Source organism: Cupriavidus sp. UBA2010 (assembly GCF_002335265.1).
In the GTDB taxonomy this organism is placed as follows: domain Bacteria; phylum Pseudomonadota; class Gammaproteobacteria; order Burkholderiales; family Burkholderiaceae; genus Cupriavidus; species Cupriavidus metallidurans.
In genome coordinates this window covers 64,144-79,224 of record NZ_DDCI01000022.1, presented here as the reverse complement: position 1 = coordinate 79,224, position 15,081 = coordinate 64,144, and the positions used below count along the sequence as shown (strand labels likewise).

Sequence of the window (15,081 nt, the reverse complement as noted above, 5' to 3'; positions counted from 1 at the left end):
AAGGCAGCGAGTCTGCGAGCTATGAGCGTAGGGGGCTTGGCTTCTCGTCCTCCTCGGCAGTACCTTCAGAATCCATGTGTGCCGAAGAGCGCCGTGTGGTCCCGGTTTGTGCCCGATGTACCCAAACGAATTGCTCTCCCAGCCGGCACAAACAAAAACCCCCCGTCACTACTGACGGGGGGTTTTGTATTGATATCTATGCCGGATGAATTACCAGCGAGCAGCGAGCCTGCCTACTCTTCCTCATCCAGCGGCATCGGCCTGCGCGGAGGAGGCGGGCGCTTGCCGATCGTGACAGTGAGTTCCGTCGGCTTGCCGCGTCGAATCACCTTCATCTTCGCCTCGGCGCCCGGTTTCAGCTGTGCAATCGCGTTGAGCAGGGCGGTGGTGTCCGAGATCGATTGATTGTCGACCGAGACCAGCACATCCCCAGGTTTGACGCCGGCCTTGTCCGCTGGCCCACCCTGGACCACCGCCGCAATCAGGGCGCCTTCCTTGGCTTCGAGCCCAAAAGACTCGGCAATCTCAGGGGTCAGATCCTGCGGCTCCACGCCGATCCAGCCACGTGTCACGCTACCCGTAGAGATGATCGATTCCATGACTTGCTTGGCGGTCGACACCGGAATCGCAAAGCCAATACCGAGCGAGCCGCCCGAGCGCGAATAGATCGCCGTGTTGATGCCAAGCAGATTGCCCTGCGCGTCGACCAGTGCACCACCGGAGTTACCGGGGTTGATCGCTGCATCGGTCTGAATGAAGTTCTCGAACGTGTTGATGCCGAGATGGCTGCGGCCGAGCGCCGAGACAATACCCATTGTCACGGTCTGGCCGACACCAAACGGGTTGCCGATAGCCAGCACCACATCGCCCACCTTCACGTTCTCGATCCGCCCCAGCGTGATCGCGGGCAGGTCCTTGAGCGTGACCTTCAGCACGGCAAGGTCGGTTTCGGGATCGGAGCCGACCACTTTGGCGTTTGCCTTGCGTCCGTCGGTCAGCGCCACCTCGATTTCGTCGGCGCCGTCCACAACGTGGTGGTTGGTTAGAATGTAACCTTCGGCACTGACGATCACGCCCGAGCCCAGGCTCGACACCGGTTCCTGGCGCTCCGGCAAGCGGTCGCCAAAGAAGAACCGGAACCACGGGTCTTCAGTCTGCGGGTTATTGGGCGATCGCTTCGAGCCGTTCTTGCTGGTGAAAATATTGACGACTGCGGGCATGGCAAGGCGGGCCGCCTCGCTATAGGACCCCGGAGCGGCCGAACCTTCCACACTGGGGACGACCTCTTTTAGCGCCACAATAGGCGAACCCGATTGCACGGCCACCCGCCCGCGCTGCAGCCACTCGGGTTTGAGTGTGGCCACGACGAACCACACGGCCAGAACAACCGTGACAGCCTGAGCGAAGAACAGCCAGAAGCGGCGCAACATATTGGATTTTTGAGCAGAAAATGAAAACAAAAGAGCTTGAATTGTACTTGAACGACCTGCTAGAGGTTTCCCGTTTCAAGGACTATTGCCCGAATGGACTCCAGGTGCAGGGTCGGCCGGAGGTTGCCCATATTGTCACCGGTGTGACGGCAAGCCTGGCACTGATCGATGCGGCGATCGAAGCCGGCGCTGACGCGATCCTCGTGCACCACGGCTACTTCTGGAAAAATGAGGACGCCTGTATCGTCGGCCAGAAACATGCCCGCCTGAAGCGCCTGCTGGGCGCCGATATCAATCTGCTGGCCTACCATCTGCCGCTCGACAACCATCCGGAACTCGGCAACAACGCCCAACTGGGTCTGCAGCTCGGGATCACTCCGACGGGCCGCTTCAGCGATGATCAACTGGGCTGGACCGGCACGCTGCCGCAGCCCATGCCGCTCAGCGCCTTTGCGGCCCATGTGGGTGGCGTGCTGGAGCGGGAGCCGCTGGTCATCGGCGACGCCGACCAGATGATCCGCACCGTGGGCTGGTGTACCGGTGGCGCACAGGGGTACTTCGCGGCAGCGGTGGGCGCGGGTGTGGATCTTTATATGAGTGGGGAGGTGTCCGAGCCCACCACGCACCTGGCGCGAGAGAGCGGCGTGGCCTATCTGGCTGCCGGCCACCATGCGACGGAACGCTACGGCATCCGTGCAGTGGGCGAACATCTGGCGCAGCGCTTCGGGCTGCGCCACACATTTATCGACATTCCGAACCCGGTCTGAGCCGGGTCGCAATTATCAGCCGCGCGGGGCTTTCAGGCTGTCGCGAATTTCGCGCAGCAGAACAATATCTTCCGGCGTGACGGCCGGCGCGGCAGGCTCAGCCTCCTTTTCGCGCATCTTGTTGAAGCCGCGCACCATCATGAAAATGATGAACGCGAGAATGACGAAATTCACCACGATGGTCAGGAAATTTCCGTAAGCGAATACCGGCACGCCCGCTTTCTTCAGTGCATCCAGCGTTTGCGGGGTGCCTGGGGGGGGATCCGCCAGCATGACAAACATGCTGGAAAAGTCGAGTTTTCCCACGATTCTGCCGATGACAGGCATGATCAGGTCATTAACGACTGAATCGACGATCTTGCCGAATGCCGCCCCGATGATGACACCGACCGCCAGGTCGATGACATTGCCACGCATGGCGAAGGTCTTGAATTCGCTCATCATTCCCATAGCGCTATTCTCCGTTTTGTTGTTCCAGATTAACGTCTGAGTTTGACAGAGACTGCATCATCGCACCCTCGAGTGCAAGTCTGGATGCGGAAATTGCGTCTCCATGACCGATAAAAGCGCGGTCGGCTATCCGTAGTTCGCCTATCGTCGCCAGATGTGCCTCAGGTATAATTTTTTGTTGACGCAAGATTCAATTGATGACATCCCCTGGGGTTTGGAATGAGTGACCAGCAAGACGTGAAGAACGTGGACAAAGGTCGCCGCAATTGGTTGATCGCGACTTCTGTCGCAGGCGGCGTAGGAGGCGTAGCAGTAGCAGTACCGTTCGTGAGTACCTTTGCACCTTCCGAGAAGGCGAAGGCTGCGGGCGCACCAGTCGAGGCGGACATTGGCGCCCTGAAGTCTGGTGAGATGATGACGGTGGAGTGGCGTGGCAAGCCAGTCTGGATTCTGCGGCGCACGCCGGAGATGATGGCTTCCTTGAAGAAGACCGACGCCGAAGTCGCGGACCCGAATTCCGACGTCCCCTTCACCATGCCGACGCCGGAGTACTGCAAGAACGAAAGCCGTTCCCGTGCCGACCACAAGGACCTGCTGGTCGTGGTTGGAATCTGTTCCCACCTCGGCTGCTCGCCATCCGGCCCATTTCCCGCAGGCGCCAACCCTCAACTCGGCGCTGATCCCGGCTTCCTCTGCCCGTGCCATGGCTCGACCTTCGACCTGGCTGGCCGCGTGTTCAAGAACAAACCGGCCCCGCAGAACCTTGACGTACCCCCGTACCAGTTCCTGACCGACACCAAGCTCGTGATCGGCAAGGACGAGAAAGGAGAAGCCTGATCATGGCGGCCGAAAAAGAAGTCAAGACTACCGGGCTGCTGGGTTGGGTCGACGCCCGCTTCCCCGCCACCCAACTCTGGGAAGACCACCTCTCCAAGTACTACGCGCCGAAGAACTTCAACTTCTGGTACTTCTTTGGTTCGCTGGCACTGCTGGTGCTGGTGATCCAGATCGTCACCGGCATCTTCCTGGTGATGAACTACAAGCCGGACGGCACGCTGAACGCGGCTGGCATTCCAGTGGCATTCGCCAGCGTGGAATTCATCATGCGCGAAGTGCCATGGGGCTGGCTGATCCGCTACATGCACTCCACCGGCGCTTCGGCGTTCTTCGTCGTGGTGTACCTGCACATGTTCCGCGGGCTGCTGTACGGTTCGTACCGCAAGCCGCGCGAACTGGTCTGGATCTTCGGTTGCCTGATCTTCCTGTGCCTGATGGCCGAAGCGTTCATGGGCTACCTGCTGCCCTGGGGCCAGATGTCCTATTGGGGCGCGCAGGTGATCGTGAACCTGTTCTCGGCGATTCCGGTGATCGGCCAAGACCTGTCGCTGTTCATCCGCGGTGACTACGTGGTGAGCGATGCCACGCTGAACCGCTTCTTCTCCTTCCACGTGATCGCGGTGCCGCTGGTGCTGCTGGGCCTGGTGGTGGCGCACATCATCGCGCTGCACGAAGTGGGCTCGAACAACCCGGACGGCGTGGAAATCAAGGCGAAGAAGGATGAGAACGGCATTCCGCTCGATGGCATCCCGTTCCACCCGTACTACTCGGTGCATGACCTGCTGGGCGTGGCCGGCTTCCTGATCATCTTCTCGGCCGTGATCTTCTTCTTCCCGGAAGTGGGCGGCTATTTCCTGGAAGCCAACAACTTCTTCCCGGCGGATCCGCTGAAGACGCCGCCGCACATCGCGCCGGTGTGGTACTTCACGCCGTTCTACTCGATGCTGCGCGCAACCACGGCGAACTTCCTGCCGATCCTGTGGGCGTTCTTCGCCATCGTGCTGGGCATGGTGTTCCTGCGCAGCAAGGATGCACGCATCAAGATGGGTTCGGTGGCGATCCTGGTGATCCTGGCCGTGGGCTTCTATTTCATCGACGCCAAGTTCTGGGGCGTGCTGGTGATGGGCGGATCGGTGATCGTGCTGTTCTTCATGCCGTGGCTCGACTGCTCGCCGGTCAAGTCCATCCGCTACCGCCCCGCATTCCACAAGACGATCCTGGTTGTCTTCGTGGTGGTGTTCCTGATCCTCGGCTACCTCGGCGTGCAACCGCCGTCGCCGGTGGGTGAGAAGGTGTCGCAGCTCGGTACGCTGCTGTACTTCGCCTTTTTCCTGACCATGCCGCTGTGGAGCCGTGCCGGCACGTTCAAGCCGGTGCCGGAGCGCGTCACGTTCCATCCGCACTAAGACGCTGCGCGACCCTACAAGAGGACAAGGACACAAGATGAAAAAGTTGCTTTCGATCTTCGCACTGGTCGGCGCATGTTTCGCGGCGATGCCCGCGATGGCTTCAGAAGGGGGCTACCCGCTGGAGCCGGCGCCGCTGGACACGAGCGATGTGTCATCGCTGCAGCGCGGTGCCAAGCTGTTCGTCAACTACTGCCTGAACTGCCACGGCGCGTCGATGATGCGCTACAACCGGCTCAAGGGCCTGGACCTTACCGAAGAACAGATCCAGCAGAACCTGCTGTTCTCGGCGGACAAGGTGGGCGAAACGATGACGATCGCGATGCACCCGAAGGACGCCAAGGCATTCTTCGGCGCGATTCCCCCGGACCTGTCGGTCATCGCCCGCGCCCGCGGCAACGACTGGCTCTACACGTACCTGCGCACGTTCTACCGTGATGACACCCGCGCCACGGGCTGGAACAACCTGGTCTTCCCTAGCGTCGGCATGCCGCACGTCCTGTGGGAACTGCAGGGCCAGCGCGCCGCCAAGTTCGCGGAGGCCGAGGAACACGGCGAGAAGGTGCACAAGTTCACAGGTTTCGAGCAGATCACCCCGGGCAAGCTGAGCACGCAGGAATATGACCAAGCCGCGGCCGATCTGGTGAACTACCTGAACTGGATGGCCGAGCCGGAGCAAAGCCATCGCAAGCGTCTGGGCGTGTGGGTGCTCCTGTTCCTGGGCATGTTCACCGTGTTTGCCTGGCGCCTGAATGCCGCTTACTGGAAAGATGTGAAGTAAGCCTGTGTGGCTTGTCAGGCTGGTTGTAACAGCCTGGCGGTGCCCGCCGAAGGGCCGGCGCGGAGGTTGCAGCAGTGCAGCACCGCGTCGGCCCTTTTGTTTTGCGCGACACCGGGCAGCCGCTCGGTCAAGTCGGCTTGGGGGCACACCTTGTATTTGTAACTTATTTGCTTTTCGATAGGGCGTTCTGACAGAATGTTTGCCCTGTCCGACCTAGCTCTGCCAAGTTCGCTGAAGTTATATCGATCTGGCGCACTCCACACCCAAGGAATTCAACCATGATGGTGTTGTATTCGGGTACCACTTGCCCGTTTTCCCAACGTTGCCGCCTTGTCCTGTTCGAAAAGGGCATGGACTTCGAGATCCGCGACGTTGACCTGTTCAACAAGCCGGAAGATATCTCGGTGATGAACCCGTACGGCCAGGTACCGATCCTCGTCGAACGTGACCTGATCCTGTACGAATCGAACATCATCAACGAGTATATCGACGAGCGCTTCCCGCACCCGCAGCTGATGCCGGCCGACCCGGTGCAGCGCGCCCGTGCCCGTCTGTTCCTGTTCAACTTCGAAAAGGAACTGTTCACGCACGTCTACGTGCTGGAAAACGAAAAGGGCAAGGCCGCGGAAAAGAATCACGAGCGCGCCCGCGCCGCGATTCGTGACCGCCTGACGCAACTGGCCCCGATCTTCGTCAAGAACAAGTACATGCTCGGCGAAGAGTTCTCGATGCTCGACGTCGCCATCGCGCCGCTGCTGTGGCGCCTGGATCACTATGGCATCGAATTGTCGAAGAACGCCGCGCCGCTGCTGAAGTACGCCGAACGTATCTTCAGCCGCCCGGCCTACATCGAAGCTCTGACCCCGTCTGAAAAGGTGATGCGTCGCTAAGACACATCCGACGTCGCCACCGCAAAGCGTAATGTCTGAAACATCCACCAAGCCCTATCTGATCCGGGCCATTTACGAATGGTGCACGGATAACGGCTTCACGCCGTACATCGCAGTCTTCGTCGACGGCAATACCAGCGTGCCGCGCGAATTCGTGAAGAATAACGAAATCGTGCTGAACGTGAGCTTCGACGCGACCAGCGGTCTCGATATGGGGAACGAGTGGATTACGTTCAGCGCGCGCTTCGGTGGCGTGTCGCGCAAGATCGAAGTGCCCGTGGATAACGTGCTGGCGATCTACGCGCGTGAGAACGGCCAGGGCATGGCGTTCCCGGTGGAACGCAGTATCCCCGAAACCCAGGCTGCGACGGAGCGGGAGAACAACCCGCCGCCGAAGCTCGCCTCGGTCGACAGCGATACGCCGGCGCCGGTAACGGCGGAAGAGGGCGTCTCTCCTGACGACGATCCAACACCGCCGCCCGTGCCACGCATCGGCGGGAAAAAACCCTCCCTGAAGGTGGTCAAATAAGCCATCGTCAAAGTGGTCCGCTTGAAGTAGAATCGCGGACTGCACCAAAAATGCCGGCTTAGCTCATCAGGTAGAGCAGTTGATTTGTAATCATCAGGTGGCGGGTTCGAGTCCTGCAGCCGGCACCAAGAATCATGTGAAAAGGCCACGCGAGAGCGTGGCCTTTTTGCTTTTTGAGTACCTTATGTCGATGGTCGACGTAACGGGGCAATGTCATTCGTGGGGAGCCCTGCTGCCGAGCAAGGGTACATCCACAGGAATTCTCCTAGTTGGTCTTAGAATTGCAATTTTGATGGTTGCAAGGATCACGAGGCTGACATGGCTGTTACAAAGGGACACGGAAATCCTCGTTGGACTCGTGATGAGACCATCCTGGCTCTAGATCTGTACTTGCGCTGTGCCAATTCGATGCCCGGGCCAAACGACCCGCGAGTTATCGAACTCTCAAATGTGTTGCGATCACTTCCAATCTATCCGGCCGGTTTGCGGCAAGAGTCCTTTCGCAATCCTGAGGGCGTTGCATTCAAACTGCAAAATCTTCGTCAGGTAGCGACTGGGCGGGGATTGGCCAACGTCTCGACGATCGATAAAGAGGTGTGGGCCGACTACGGCGGAAGTCCGGAACAGGTATCCTCGCTCGCCCGAGAGATTCGCGTTGAAGCAAGCGCAGAAGCCGTTGAGACGCCAGCGGAGGAAGAGGATTTCGAGTTTGCGGAAGGGCGTCTCTTAACAAGGGCCCATAGACGTCGCGAACGAAACGCAAAGGTGCGGACGAAGCTTATTAGCTATCGCCTCCGGCAATCGGGAGGGTTGACCTGTGATGCCTGTGGTGCAGGTCCACGCGTGCTCGACGCGGAAATATCGGATGCTGGGTTCGAGGCACATCACACGGCCCCTTTGGCGCAATCAAGTGAGGAGGGAACGAGTACCCGGCTTGCTGATATGGCGCTACTGTGTGCAGTTTGCCATCGTTTACTACATCGCCTTATGCAAAGACGCCGGACCTGGATGTCAATTGCAACATTCAAAGCGTATCTGGCGGCCTCTGATAGGGGCATAAAGTAGAGTGGCGACGTGATAACAGTTGCTTGGCATCCGCCGCTCAACCAACCATCAGTTCCCAATCCCCCTCAATCCGATTTCTCCCCCCGCGCTTCGCGCGATAAAGCATAAGATCCGCCTGCCTGATCAGCGCCGAGAGGTCCTGGCCCACATCCTCCCGGCGTCCGATGGCGACGCCGAGGCTGACGGTCATGCCGAACGGCCTGCAGCTCTCCAGCGTCACCCGGATCTCGCGCAGCTTTTCCTTTAGCTGCTCGGCGAGCGTCAATGCTTCGCCGGGTGTGCTCACCAGCGAAACCACCGCGAATTCTTCCCCGCCAAAGCGCGCGGCCAGGTCTCCGGTACCCAGCACGTCCCGGCACACGGCGCCAACGATCTCGAGCGCCCGGTCCCCCGCGATATGCCCATACGTGTCGTTGATCCGCTTGAAATGGTCGATGTCGAACATCACTAGCGCGACGTAGGGTTTGTCGGCCTCCGGGTTCGCGCACAGGTCGCAAGCCCGTGCTTCGAGTGCGCGGCGGTTCAGCAACTGTGTGAGCGCGTCCGTTTCCGCCATGGTGGTCAGCTGGGCGATCAGTCTCTGGCGGTCTTGTTCCAGTTGCTGCTTGTCGAGGCTGTAGCGCTTGAGTGTGTGAACGGCCTCGAGCAGCGCGCGGATTTCGCCACGGTAGTTATCGGGCGATGGCACGCGTACGGAGAGATTGCCGTTCGCAATGGCCAGGATGGAACGTGTGGCCGCGAAGAATGGTTTCAGAATCTGCCGGTGAAACAGCGAATGCAGCCAGATCATCGTTCCCAGCAGCGCGAAGGCGATGGCGAATGCGCCGAGTAGCAGCGTCAGGGTGACGTCGCGGTTGCGGTGCAGCCGCGCGCGGGCCTGGTCGAGAATCTCGTCGCGCAGTTGGACGATCGGCAGCATCGTCGGCACGTACTGTGCGGCGAAATCACCGGTGGTGATGCCGGCGCCCGTCGGACGTTTCGCGCGGCGGTAGACCTTGGTGACATAGGCCAGTCCGGCTTCGCCATACACCATGCCCACACGCCTTACTGCTTCCGGCGCGAGGGCAGGGTGGTTGCCGGCGTGCGATGCCAGGAGCGTGCGAAGCTGCTCCACGCGGCCCTCGCTGTTGAAGATGCGCTGTTGTTCCTGCTCGGTCAGTTGCCGGTCCGATGCAAGCGCGCCCGTAAAGCGCGAACCGAGCAGCCCGGCGTGTTCGCGCAGTGCGGCTGCGAGCCGGGCCATCTGCAGGTCGTCCAGGATTGCGGCGTCGCCGCTGACGATGTCCTCGATGGTGCCATCGGCGATGCCTGCAATGATCGGGATGACGTTCGCCATGTGGTTGACGGCGTTGTTCAGCAACTCTGGGGACCGGGTCTGGCGCGGTACCAGCAGTACGTCGTCGGCATGTTTGCGTGCCTCGGCCAGCGTGGTGATGGTGTGGGTGGCTGTCACGTAAAGCGCGGCACACTCCTGGCAGTGGCTAGCCTCGATCGCTGCGTCGAGGTCACGCAGACTGGCATCGCTTTCCTCGCGGGCCTTGCGTAGTGCCGCGATGCGCTGCGCCGGCACCGGTACATCCTCGCCAAGCGCGGCATTCATGGGCCCGCGTTCTGCTGATACCTTTTCCATCGCCAGCAGCGCCGCGCGGAAGATCTCGAAATCCGAGAGTGCCTGGTCGCTGCGCGAGAATGCTTGCCACTGATGCAAAACCAGCCAGGCCAACAGCATCAGTACGACAAGGCAGGCACCGGCGGAGACTCTTAGGAAGCGCTGACTGACAGTGTATTGCGGAGTTGCTGCCTCGGGCTTTTCTGGTCGCCCGGATGTTGCACACATAAGACTTGAAAACCGGATCTATAGCGATTGGGACCTCAAAATTGCGAAACGGACATTATTTGTCCGTCCACGGGCGAAACTGAATGTGACATTTTTGCGAACTCATAATCGAATCCGATATCGGTTACGGAGGCAAGCTTCTTGATGATCGGTGAGATGTGTTCGTGGCACCGGTGTCGCATTTCCACCCATCGACGCAAGTTGTCATTACCACCAGAACCGGCTCCGTGATAATGCGCCATGCATCACATATGCCTTCTTCACGAAAGGCAGCTCCCGTGTGGTGGCCGACTGCGCGGGCGGAAGAATATAGCGGCCAATTGAAGGTTTTGTTGGGGTTCAACTGGAAGGGCAATTGAAATGGATGGAAAACTGGCAAGCTCGGTGAAGGCGTGCCTTGCAGCGGTGACGGCCGCTATCGCGGTCGCGGCCTGTGGTGGTGGCGGGGACGATAATTCGGGCGGCACGGTGGTCCGGGTGACGGAAGCCGCCACGCTTTCGCCGAAGCAGGTGAACAACAGTATGGTCGCCAATCCAGTCCGCTGGATGCCCTCGGTGACCGACACGTGGCAGCTTCAACTCCAGGGAAAACTCGATACGAGCTACAACGTCGCGCTCTACGTGCTCGACCTGTTCGACACGCCACCGTCGACCATTGCATCGCTCAAGGAGCAGGGCAGGCGAGTCGTGTGCTATTTCTCCGCGGGAAGCAGCGAGGACTGGCGCCCCGATTTCCAGAGTTTCCAGCCCTCGGATATGGGCAACGTACTCAGCGGCTGGGCGGGCGAGCGCTGGCTGGATACGCGATCCAGCAATGTGCGCGGCATCATGGCCGCGCGTATGGACCTGGCGGTCTCGAAGGGGTGTGACGGCATCGATCCCGACAATGTCGATGGATATACCAATAACACCGGCCTGCCGCTCACGGCGGACACCCAACTCGACTACAACCGTTTTCTGGCTAACGCGGCACATGCGCGCGGTCTGGCGATCGGATTGAAGAACGACGTCGATCAACTCACCGATCTGGCATCGTCATTTGATTTCGCGATTAACGAGCAATGCTTCCAGTACAACGAGTGCGGCGGATACTCGGCCTTCACGGCGCAAGGCAAGCCGGTGTTCAACGTGGAATATGCGACGAAGTGGAAGGATCCCACAAAGCGGCCGGCGTTATGCGCCAAGGCCGCCGCGCTGAATATCCGGACGCTGGTGTTGCCGCTGGCGCTGAACGACAAGTACCGGTATAGCTGCGACTGAATCGGGGAGATTCTCAGGCGCCGCCGCGCTTTTCCATCTCTCGCCACGCCAGGAACAATCGCGTGTCGAATTCCAGTTGGTGGTAGCGCGGCTCCATATATTCGCAGAGCCGGTAGAACGCCTTGTCGTGGTCGGTCTCTTTCAGATGCGCGAGCTCGTGCACGACGATCATGCGCAGGAATTCCGGTGGTGCTTCCTTGAACAGCGATGCCACCCGGATTTCCTTCTTGGCTTTCAGCTTGCCACCTTGCACGCGAGAAATCGCGGTATGCAGTCCCAGCGCGTGCTGGGCGGTGTCCAGCCGCGCGTCATATCCCACCTTGTGCAGCGGCGGCGCGCTGCGCAGGTATTCTTGTTTGATCTCGCCGGCGTAGTCGTAGAGCGCGCGGTCGGTCTGGATCGTGTGGCGGTCCGGGTAGCGCCGGGCGATGTGCTCGCCCAGACGGTCGGCATCGATCAGTGCGCGCACCTGCGCGAGCACATCGGGCGGATAGCCGCCAAGAAATCGCATCGGGTCCTTCGCGCCCGGGCGCCACGCTTCATTCACGATGCTCAGTGATGATGGTGGTGGTGATGCATCCAGCTGTTGTCCATCGAATTCACGAACGACTCGACGGCGTCCTTGTCACCGATGGCATGGCGCATCATTTCGCCGCACTTGCAGAAGCCCTGGTACGGGAGGATGTGCGAGCACGCGGACGTCTTCTGCAGGTACAGGGTGACGGGTTTTGTGCACTTCTTGCACTTGAAACGGAGGGTCAGGGCGGCTTTGCTCATGGAATCGACGGCAATCGGGTTCGATTGGGAAACCCGATATTGTACTTGCCGCGCCCGATTTCATCCGGTGTGGCCGGGGCAGCGCCCGCCCGTTTGCTACACTCCCGCCATTCCCCGACACCATTCGAACGCGCACCCCAATGGCACAGTACGTTTTCACCATGAACCGCGTGGGCAAGATCGTTCCGCCCAAGCGTCACATCCTCAAGGACATCTCGCTGTCCTTCTTCCCCGGCGCCAAGATCGGCGTGCTGGGCCTGAACGGCTCCGGCAAGTCCACGCTGCTGAAGATCATGGCCGGTCTCGACAAGGAGATTGAAGGCGAAGCCACGCCGATGCCGAATCTGAACATCGGCTATCTGTCGCAGGAGCCGCAGCTCGATCCCGAGCAGACCGTGCGCGAATCGGTCGAAGAGGCGCTCGGCGGGGTGTTCGAAGCCCGCAAGAAGCTCGACGAGATCTACGCCGCTTACGCCGAGCCGGACGCCGACTTTGACGCGCTGGCCGCCGAGCAGGCCAAGTACGAGGCGATCCTGTCCGCCAGCGACGGCAATAACGCCGAGCTGCAGCTCGAAATCGCCGCCGACGCGCTGCGCCTGCCGCCGTGGGACGCCAAGATTGGCAATCTGTCCGGTGGTGAAAAGCGTCGCGTGGCGCTGTGCCGCCTGCTGCTGTCGCGCCCCGACATGCTGCTGCTCGACGAGCCGACCAACCACCTCGACGCCGAATCGGTCGACTGGCTTGAACAGTTCCTGACGCGTTTCCCGGGCACCGTGGTGGCCGTCACCCACGACCGCTACTTCCTGGACAACGCCGCCGAGTGGATTCTGGAACTGGACCGCGGGCACGGCATTCCCTGGAAGGGCAACTACAGCTCGTGGCTGGAGCAGAAGGAAAACCGCCTGAAGCAGGAAGAGGCCAGCGAATCGGCCCGCCAGAAGGCGCTGAACAAGGAACTGGAGTGGGTGCGCCAGAACCCGAAGGGTCGTCAGGCCAAGTCGAAGGCGCGTCTGGCCCGTTTCGACGAACTGAACAGCCAGGAATACCAGAAGCGCAACGAAACCCAGGAAATCTTCATCCCCGTGGGTGAGCGCCTGGGTAACGAGGTCATCGAGTTCGACAACGTCAGCAAGGGGTTCGGCGATCGCATGCTGATCGAGAACCTGAGCTTCAAGGTGCCGCCGGGCGCGATCGTCGGCATCATCGGCCCGAACGGCGCCGGTAAGTCCACCTTCTTCAAGATGCTGACTGGCAAGGAACAGCCGGACAGCGGCGAGATCAAGATCGGGCCGACGGTGAAGATGGCGTTCGTCGACCAGAGCCGCGATGCGCTGGACGGCAACAAGACCGTGTTCGAGGAGATCTCGGGCGGGTCGGACATCCTGACCGTGGGCAGGTACGAAACGCCGTCGCGTGCGTACATCGGCCGCTTCAACTTCAAGGGTGGCGATCAGCAGAAGCAGGTGGGCACGCTGTCAGGCGGTGAACGTGGCCGTCTGCACATGGCCAAGACGCTGATTGCCGGCGGCAACGTGCTGCTGCTGGATGAACCGTCGAACGACCTGGACGTGGAAACGTTGCGCGCGCTGGAAGACGCGCTTCTCGAGTTCGCCGGCTGCGTGATGGTGATCTCGCACGATCGCTGGTTCCTGGACCGTATCGCAACCCACATCCTCGCCTTCGAAGGTGATTCGCATGTGGAGTTCTTCCCCGGCAACTACCAGGAATACGAAGCCGACAAGAAGAAGCGTCTCGGCGAAGAGGCCGCGAAGCCGAAGCGCATTCGGTATAAGCCGATCACGCGCTGATAGGTAAGGTAGTTTTGATTGGCTCCCCTTTCCCACTTGTGGGAGAGGGGAGAAAACCATCCAGCCTTACGCCCTCAACAGCCTTACGCCCTCACCAGCCTCACGAGCGTAATCTCCGAAGGCGCCCCGAACCGCTTCGGGGGTCCCCAGTAGCCGGTTCCACGGCTCACATACACCCACAGGTTGTCATGCCGGTTCAGCCCATGCACGTAGGGCTGCTGCATCGGCACGAACAGGTTCCACGGCCAGAACTGTCCCCCGTGGGTATGACCCGACAGTTGCAGATCGAAGCCCGCCGCAGCCGCAGCCGGCGCAGTGCGTGGCTGGTGCGCCAGCAATACGCGCGCAGCCGCGTCCCGGGGCGCGCCATCCAGGGCCTGCACCGGATCGCTGCGATGGCTTTCGATGAAGCCCCCGGCCGTGAAGTCGGTCACGCCGCCGAGCACTAGCGAGGCGTCGCCCCGCTCGACCACCACGTGTTCGTTCATCAGCACGCGCAGCCCCAGGCGGCGCAGCTCCGCGATCCAGGCTTCCGCGCCAGAGTAGTACTCATGGTTGCCGGTGACCACGTACGCGCCGTGCCGCGCCGATAGCCGCGCGAATGGCGCGGTGTGCGCGGAAAGCTCGCGCACCGAGCCATCGACCAGGTCGCCTGTGATGGCGATCGCATCGGGCGCCAGGCTGTTCACGCGATCGACGATGCGATCGATATACGGGCGTTTGATGGTGGGTCCCACGTGGATATCGCTGATCTGCGCGATCGTGAAACCGTGCAGCGCGTCGGGCAGGTTGGCGATCGGCACGTCCACTTCCTTGACCTTCGCCAGCCCGCGCGCCTGGAAGAAGCCGATCACCGTCACGGCGAGGGCCAGCGCAATCGCGCCCAGGGCGCTATAGCCCGTCAGGCCGGGCGGGCGCCAGCCGATGGCTAGCGTCACCAACAGGAAGAGGTCGCGCGCAATGGTCAGCACCAGCAGCGACGAGAAGAACCCCATCGCCATCATGCCGACCCACGAAAGCTGGTCGGCCCATGGCGTCGATAGTCGGCGCGCCATCAACGCGGCTGGCATCAGCAGGGTCGAGGCGATGAGCCACAGCACGGCAAGGCTGTGGACGATCATTGGCACCGGCAGACCGGGCAGCAGCCGCACGCCGATATAGACATGGAGCAGCGCCATGATCAGCACGGGGATCAGTAGCGAACGTCGGGAGCGTATGGCACTCATGGCGGGGGGCGCGAAGAT

General features: G+C 60.9%; 15 protein-coding genes and 1 tRNA gene. 10 read left to right on the top strand and 6 right to left on the bottom strand.

Annotated elements, in window-relative coordinates; translation table 11 throughout:
• Nucleotides 1–233: 233 nt before the first annotated feature.
• Nucleotides 234–1,430 (bottom strand): Do family serine endopeptidase, encoded by a 1,197-nt coding sequence (locus B2246_RS17215; RefSeq protein ID WP_008643073.1) that lies wholly within the window; start codon nt 1,428–1,430, stop codon nt 234–236.
• Nucleotides 1,431–1,450: 20 nt separating this feature from the next.
• On the opposite strand from B2246_RS17215, the gene B2246_RS17210 reads away from it, so the two are divergent.
• On the top strand, nt 1,451–2,197 hold the full coding sequence (locus B2246_RS17210; RefSeq protein ID WP_008643075.1) for a Nif3-like dinuclear metal center hexameric protein: 747 nt from the start codon (nt 1,451–1,453) through the stop codon (nt 2,195–2,197).
• A gap of 15 nt (nt 2,198–2,212) precedes the next feature.
• Here B2246_RS17210 and mscL read toward each other — a convergent pair whose 3' ends face one another.
• Nucleotides 2,213–2,647, bottom strand: a complete 435-nt coding sequence (gene mscL, locus B2246_RS17205; protein ID WP_008643077.1) for a large conductance mechanosensitive channel protein MscL — start codon at nt 2,645–2,647, stop codon at nt 2,213–2,215.
• Between the two features lie 219 nt (nt 2,648–2,866).
• Between mscL and petA the strand changes: the two genes are divergently transcribed.
• The 7 genes from petA (at nt 2,867) to B2246_RS29185 (ending at nt 8,155) form a co-directional block, all read left to right on the top strand.
• Nucleotides 2,867–3,484 carry a ubiquinol-cytochrome c reductase iron-sulfur subunit gene (petA, locus tag B2246_RS17200; RefSeq protein WP_008643078.1) on the top strand — a complete coding sequence of 206 codons (618 nt, stop codon included), beginning with the start codon at nt 2,867–2,869 and terminating at the stop codon, nt 3,482–3,484.
• A gap of 2 nt (nt 3,485–3,486) precedes the next feature.
• Entirely contained in the window at nt 3,487–4,890 is a 1,404-nt protein-coding gene (locus B2246_RS17195; RefSeq protein WP_008643080.1) for a cytochrome b, read from the top strand.
• A gap of 37 nt (nt 4,891–4,927) precedes the next feature.
• Nucleotides 4,928–5,671 (top strand): cytochrome c1, encoded by a 744-nt coding sequence (locus B2246_RS17190; RefSeq protein ID WP_008643082.1) that lies wholly within the window; start codon nt 4,928–4,930, stop codon nt 5,669–5,671.
• Between the two features lie 278 nt (nt 5,672–5,949).
• On the top strand, nt 5,950–6,561 hold the full coding sequence (locus tag B2246_RS17185; RefSeq protein WP_008643086.1) for a glutathione S-transferase N-terminal domain-containing protein: 612 nt from the start codon (nt 5,950–5,952) through the stop codon (nt 6,559–6,561).
• Between the two features lie 31 nt (nt 6,562–6,592).
• Nucleotides 6,593–7,090, top strand: a complete 498-nt coding sequence (locus tag B2246_RS17180; RefSeq protein WP_017510763.1) for a ClpXP protease specificity-enhancing factor — start codon at nt 6,593–6,595, stop codon at nt 7,088–7,090.
• 52 nt (nt 7,091–7,142) lie between these two features.
• Nucleotides 7,143–7,218 (top strand) — tRNA-Thr (locus B2246_RS17175).
• Nucleotides 7,219–7,408: 190 nt separating this feature from the next.
• On the top strand, nt 7,409–8,155 hold the full coding sequence (locus tag B2246_RS29185) for an HNH endonuclease (protein WP_080709627.1): 747 nt from the start codon (nt 7,409–7,411) through the stop codon (nt 8,153–8,155).
• Nucleotides 8,156–8,192: 37 nt separating this feature from the next.
• On the opposite strand, the gene B2246_RS17170 is transcribed toward B2246_RS29185, so the two are convergent.
• The gene (locus B2246_RS17170; RefSeq protein WP_286962345.1) at nt 8,193–9,863 is read right to left on the bottom strand and encodes a GGDEF domain-containing protein; all 1,671 of its coding nucleotides are present in this window, start codon (nt 9,861–9,863) and stop codon (nt 8,193–8,195) included.
• Between the two features lie 489 nt (nt 9,864–10,352).
• Here B2246_RS17170 and B2246_RS17165 point away from each other — a divergent pair, with 489 nt between their 5' ends.
• On the top strand, nt 10,353–11,252 hold the full coding sequence (locus B2246_RS17165) for an endo alpha-1,4 polygalactosaminidase (RefSeq protein WP_008643093.1): 900 nt from the start codon (nt 10,353–10,355) through the stop codon (nt 11,250–11,252).
• 13 nt (nt 11,253–11,265) lie between these two features.
• Here B2246_RS17165 and B2246_RS17160 read toward each other — a convergent pair whose 3' ends face one another.
• Together B2246_RS17160 and B2246_RS17155 are read right to left on the bottom strand one after the other, a co-directional pair.
• On the bottom strand, nt 11,266–11,763 hold the full coding sequence (locus B2246_RS17160) for a M48 family metallopeptidase (RefSeq protein ID WP_035881142.1): 498 nt from the start codon (nt 11,761–11,763) through the stop codon (nt 11,266–11,268).
• A gap of 41 nt (nt 11,764–11,804) precedes the next feature.
• Entirely contained in the window at nt 11,805–12,029 is a 225-nt protein-coding gene (locus B2246_RS17155; protein WP_008643097.1) for a hypothetical protein, read from the bottom strand.
• 140 nt (nt 12,030–12,169) lie between these two features.
• Here B2246_RS17155 and ettA point away from each other — a divergent pair, with 140 nt between their 5' ends.
• Nucleotides 12,170–13,837, top strand: coding sequence for an energy-dependent translational throttle protein EttA (ettA, locus tag B2246_RS17150; protein ID WP_008643099.1), 1,668 nt, complete (start codon nt 12,170–12,172; stop codon nt 13,835–13,837).
• An 83-nt stretch (nt 13,838–13,920) separates the two neighbouring features.
• Here the strand turns inward: ettA and B2246_RS17145 are convergent, their stop codons facing one another.
• The gene (locus B2246_RS17145; protein ID WP_035881112.1) at nt 13,921–15,063 is read right to left on the bottom strand and encodes a metallophosphoesterase; all 1,143 of its coding nucleotides are present in this window, start codon (nt 15,061–15,063) and stop codon (nt 13,921–13,923) included.
• Nucleotides 15,064–15,081 lie beyond the last annotated feature (18 nt).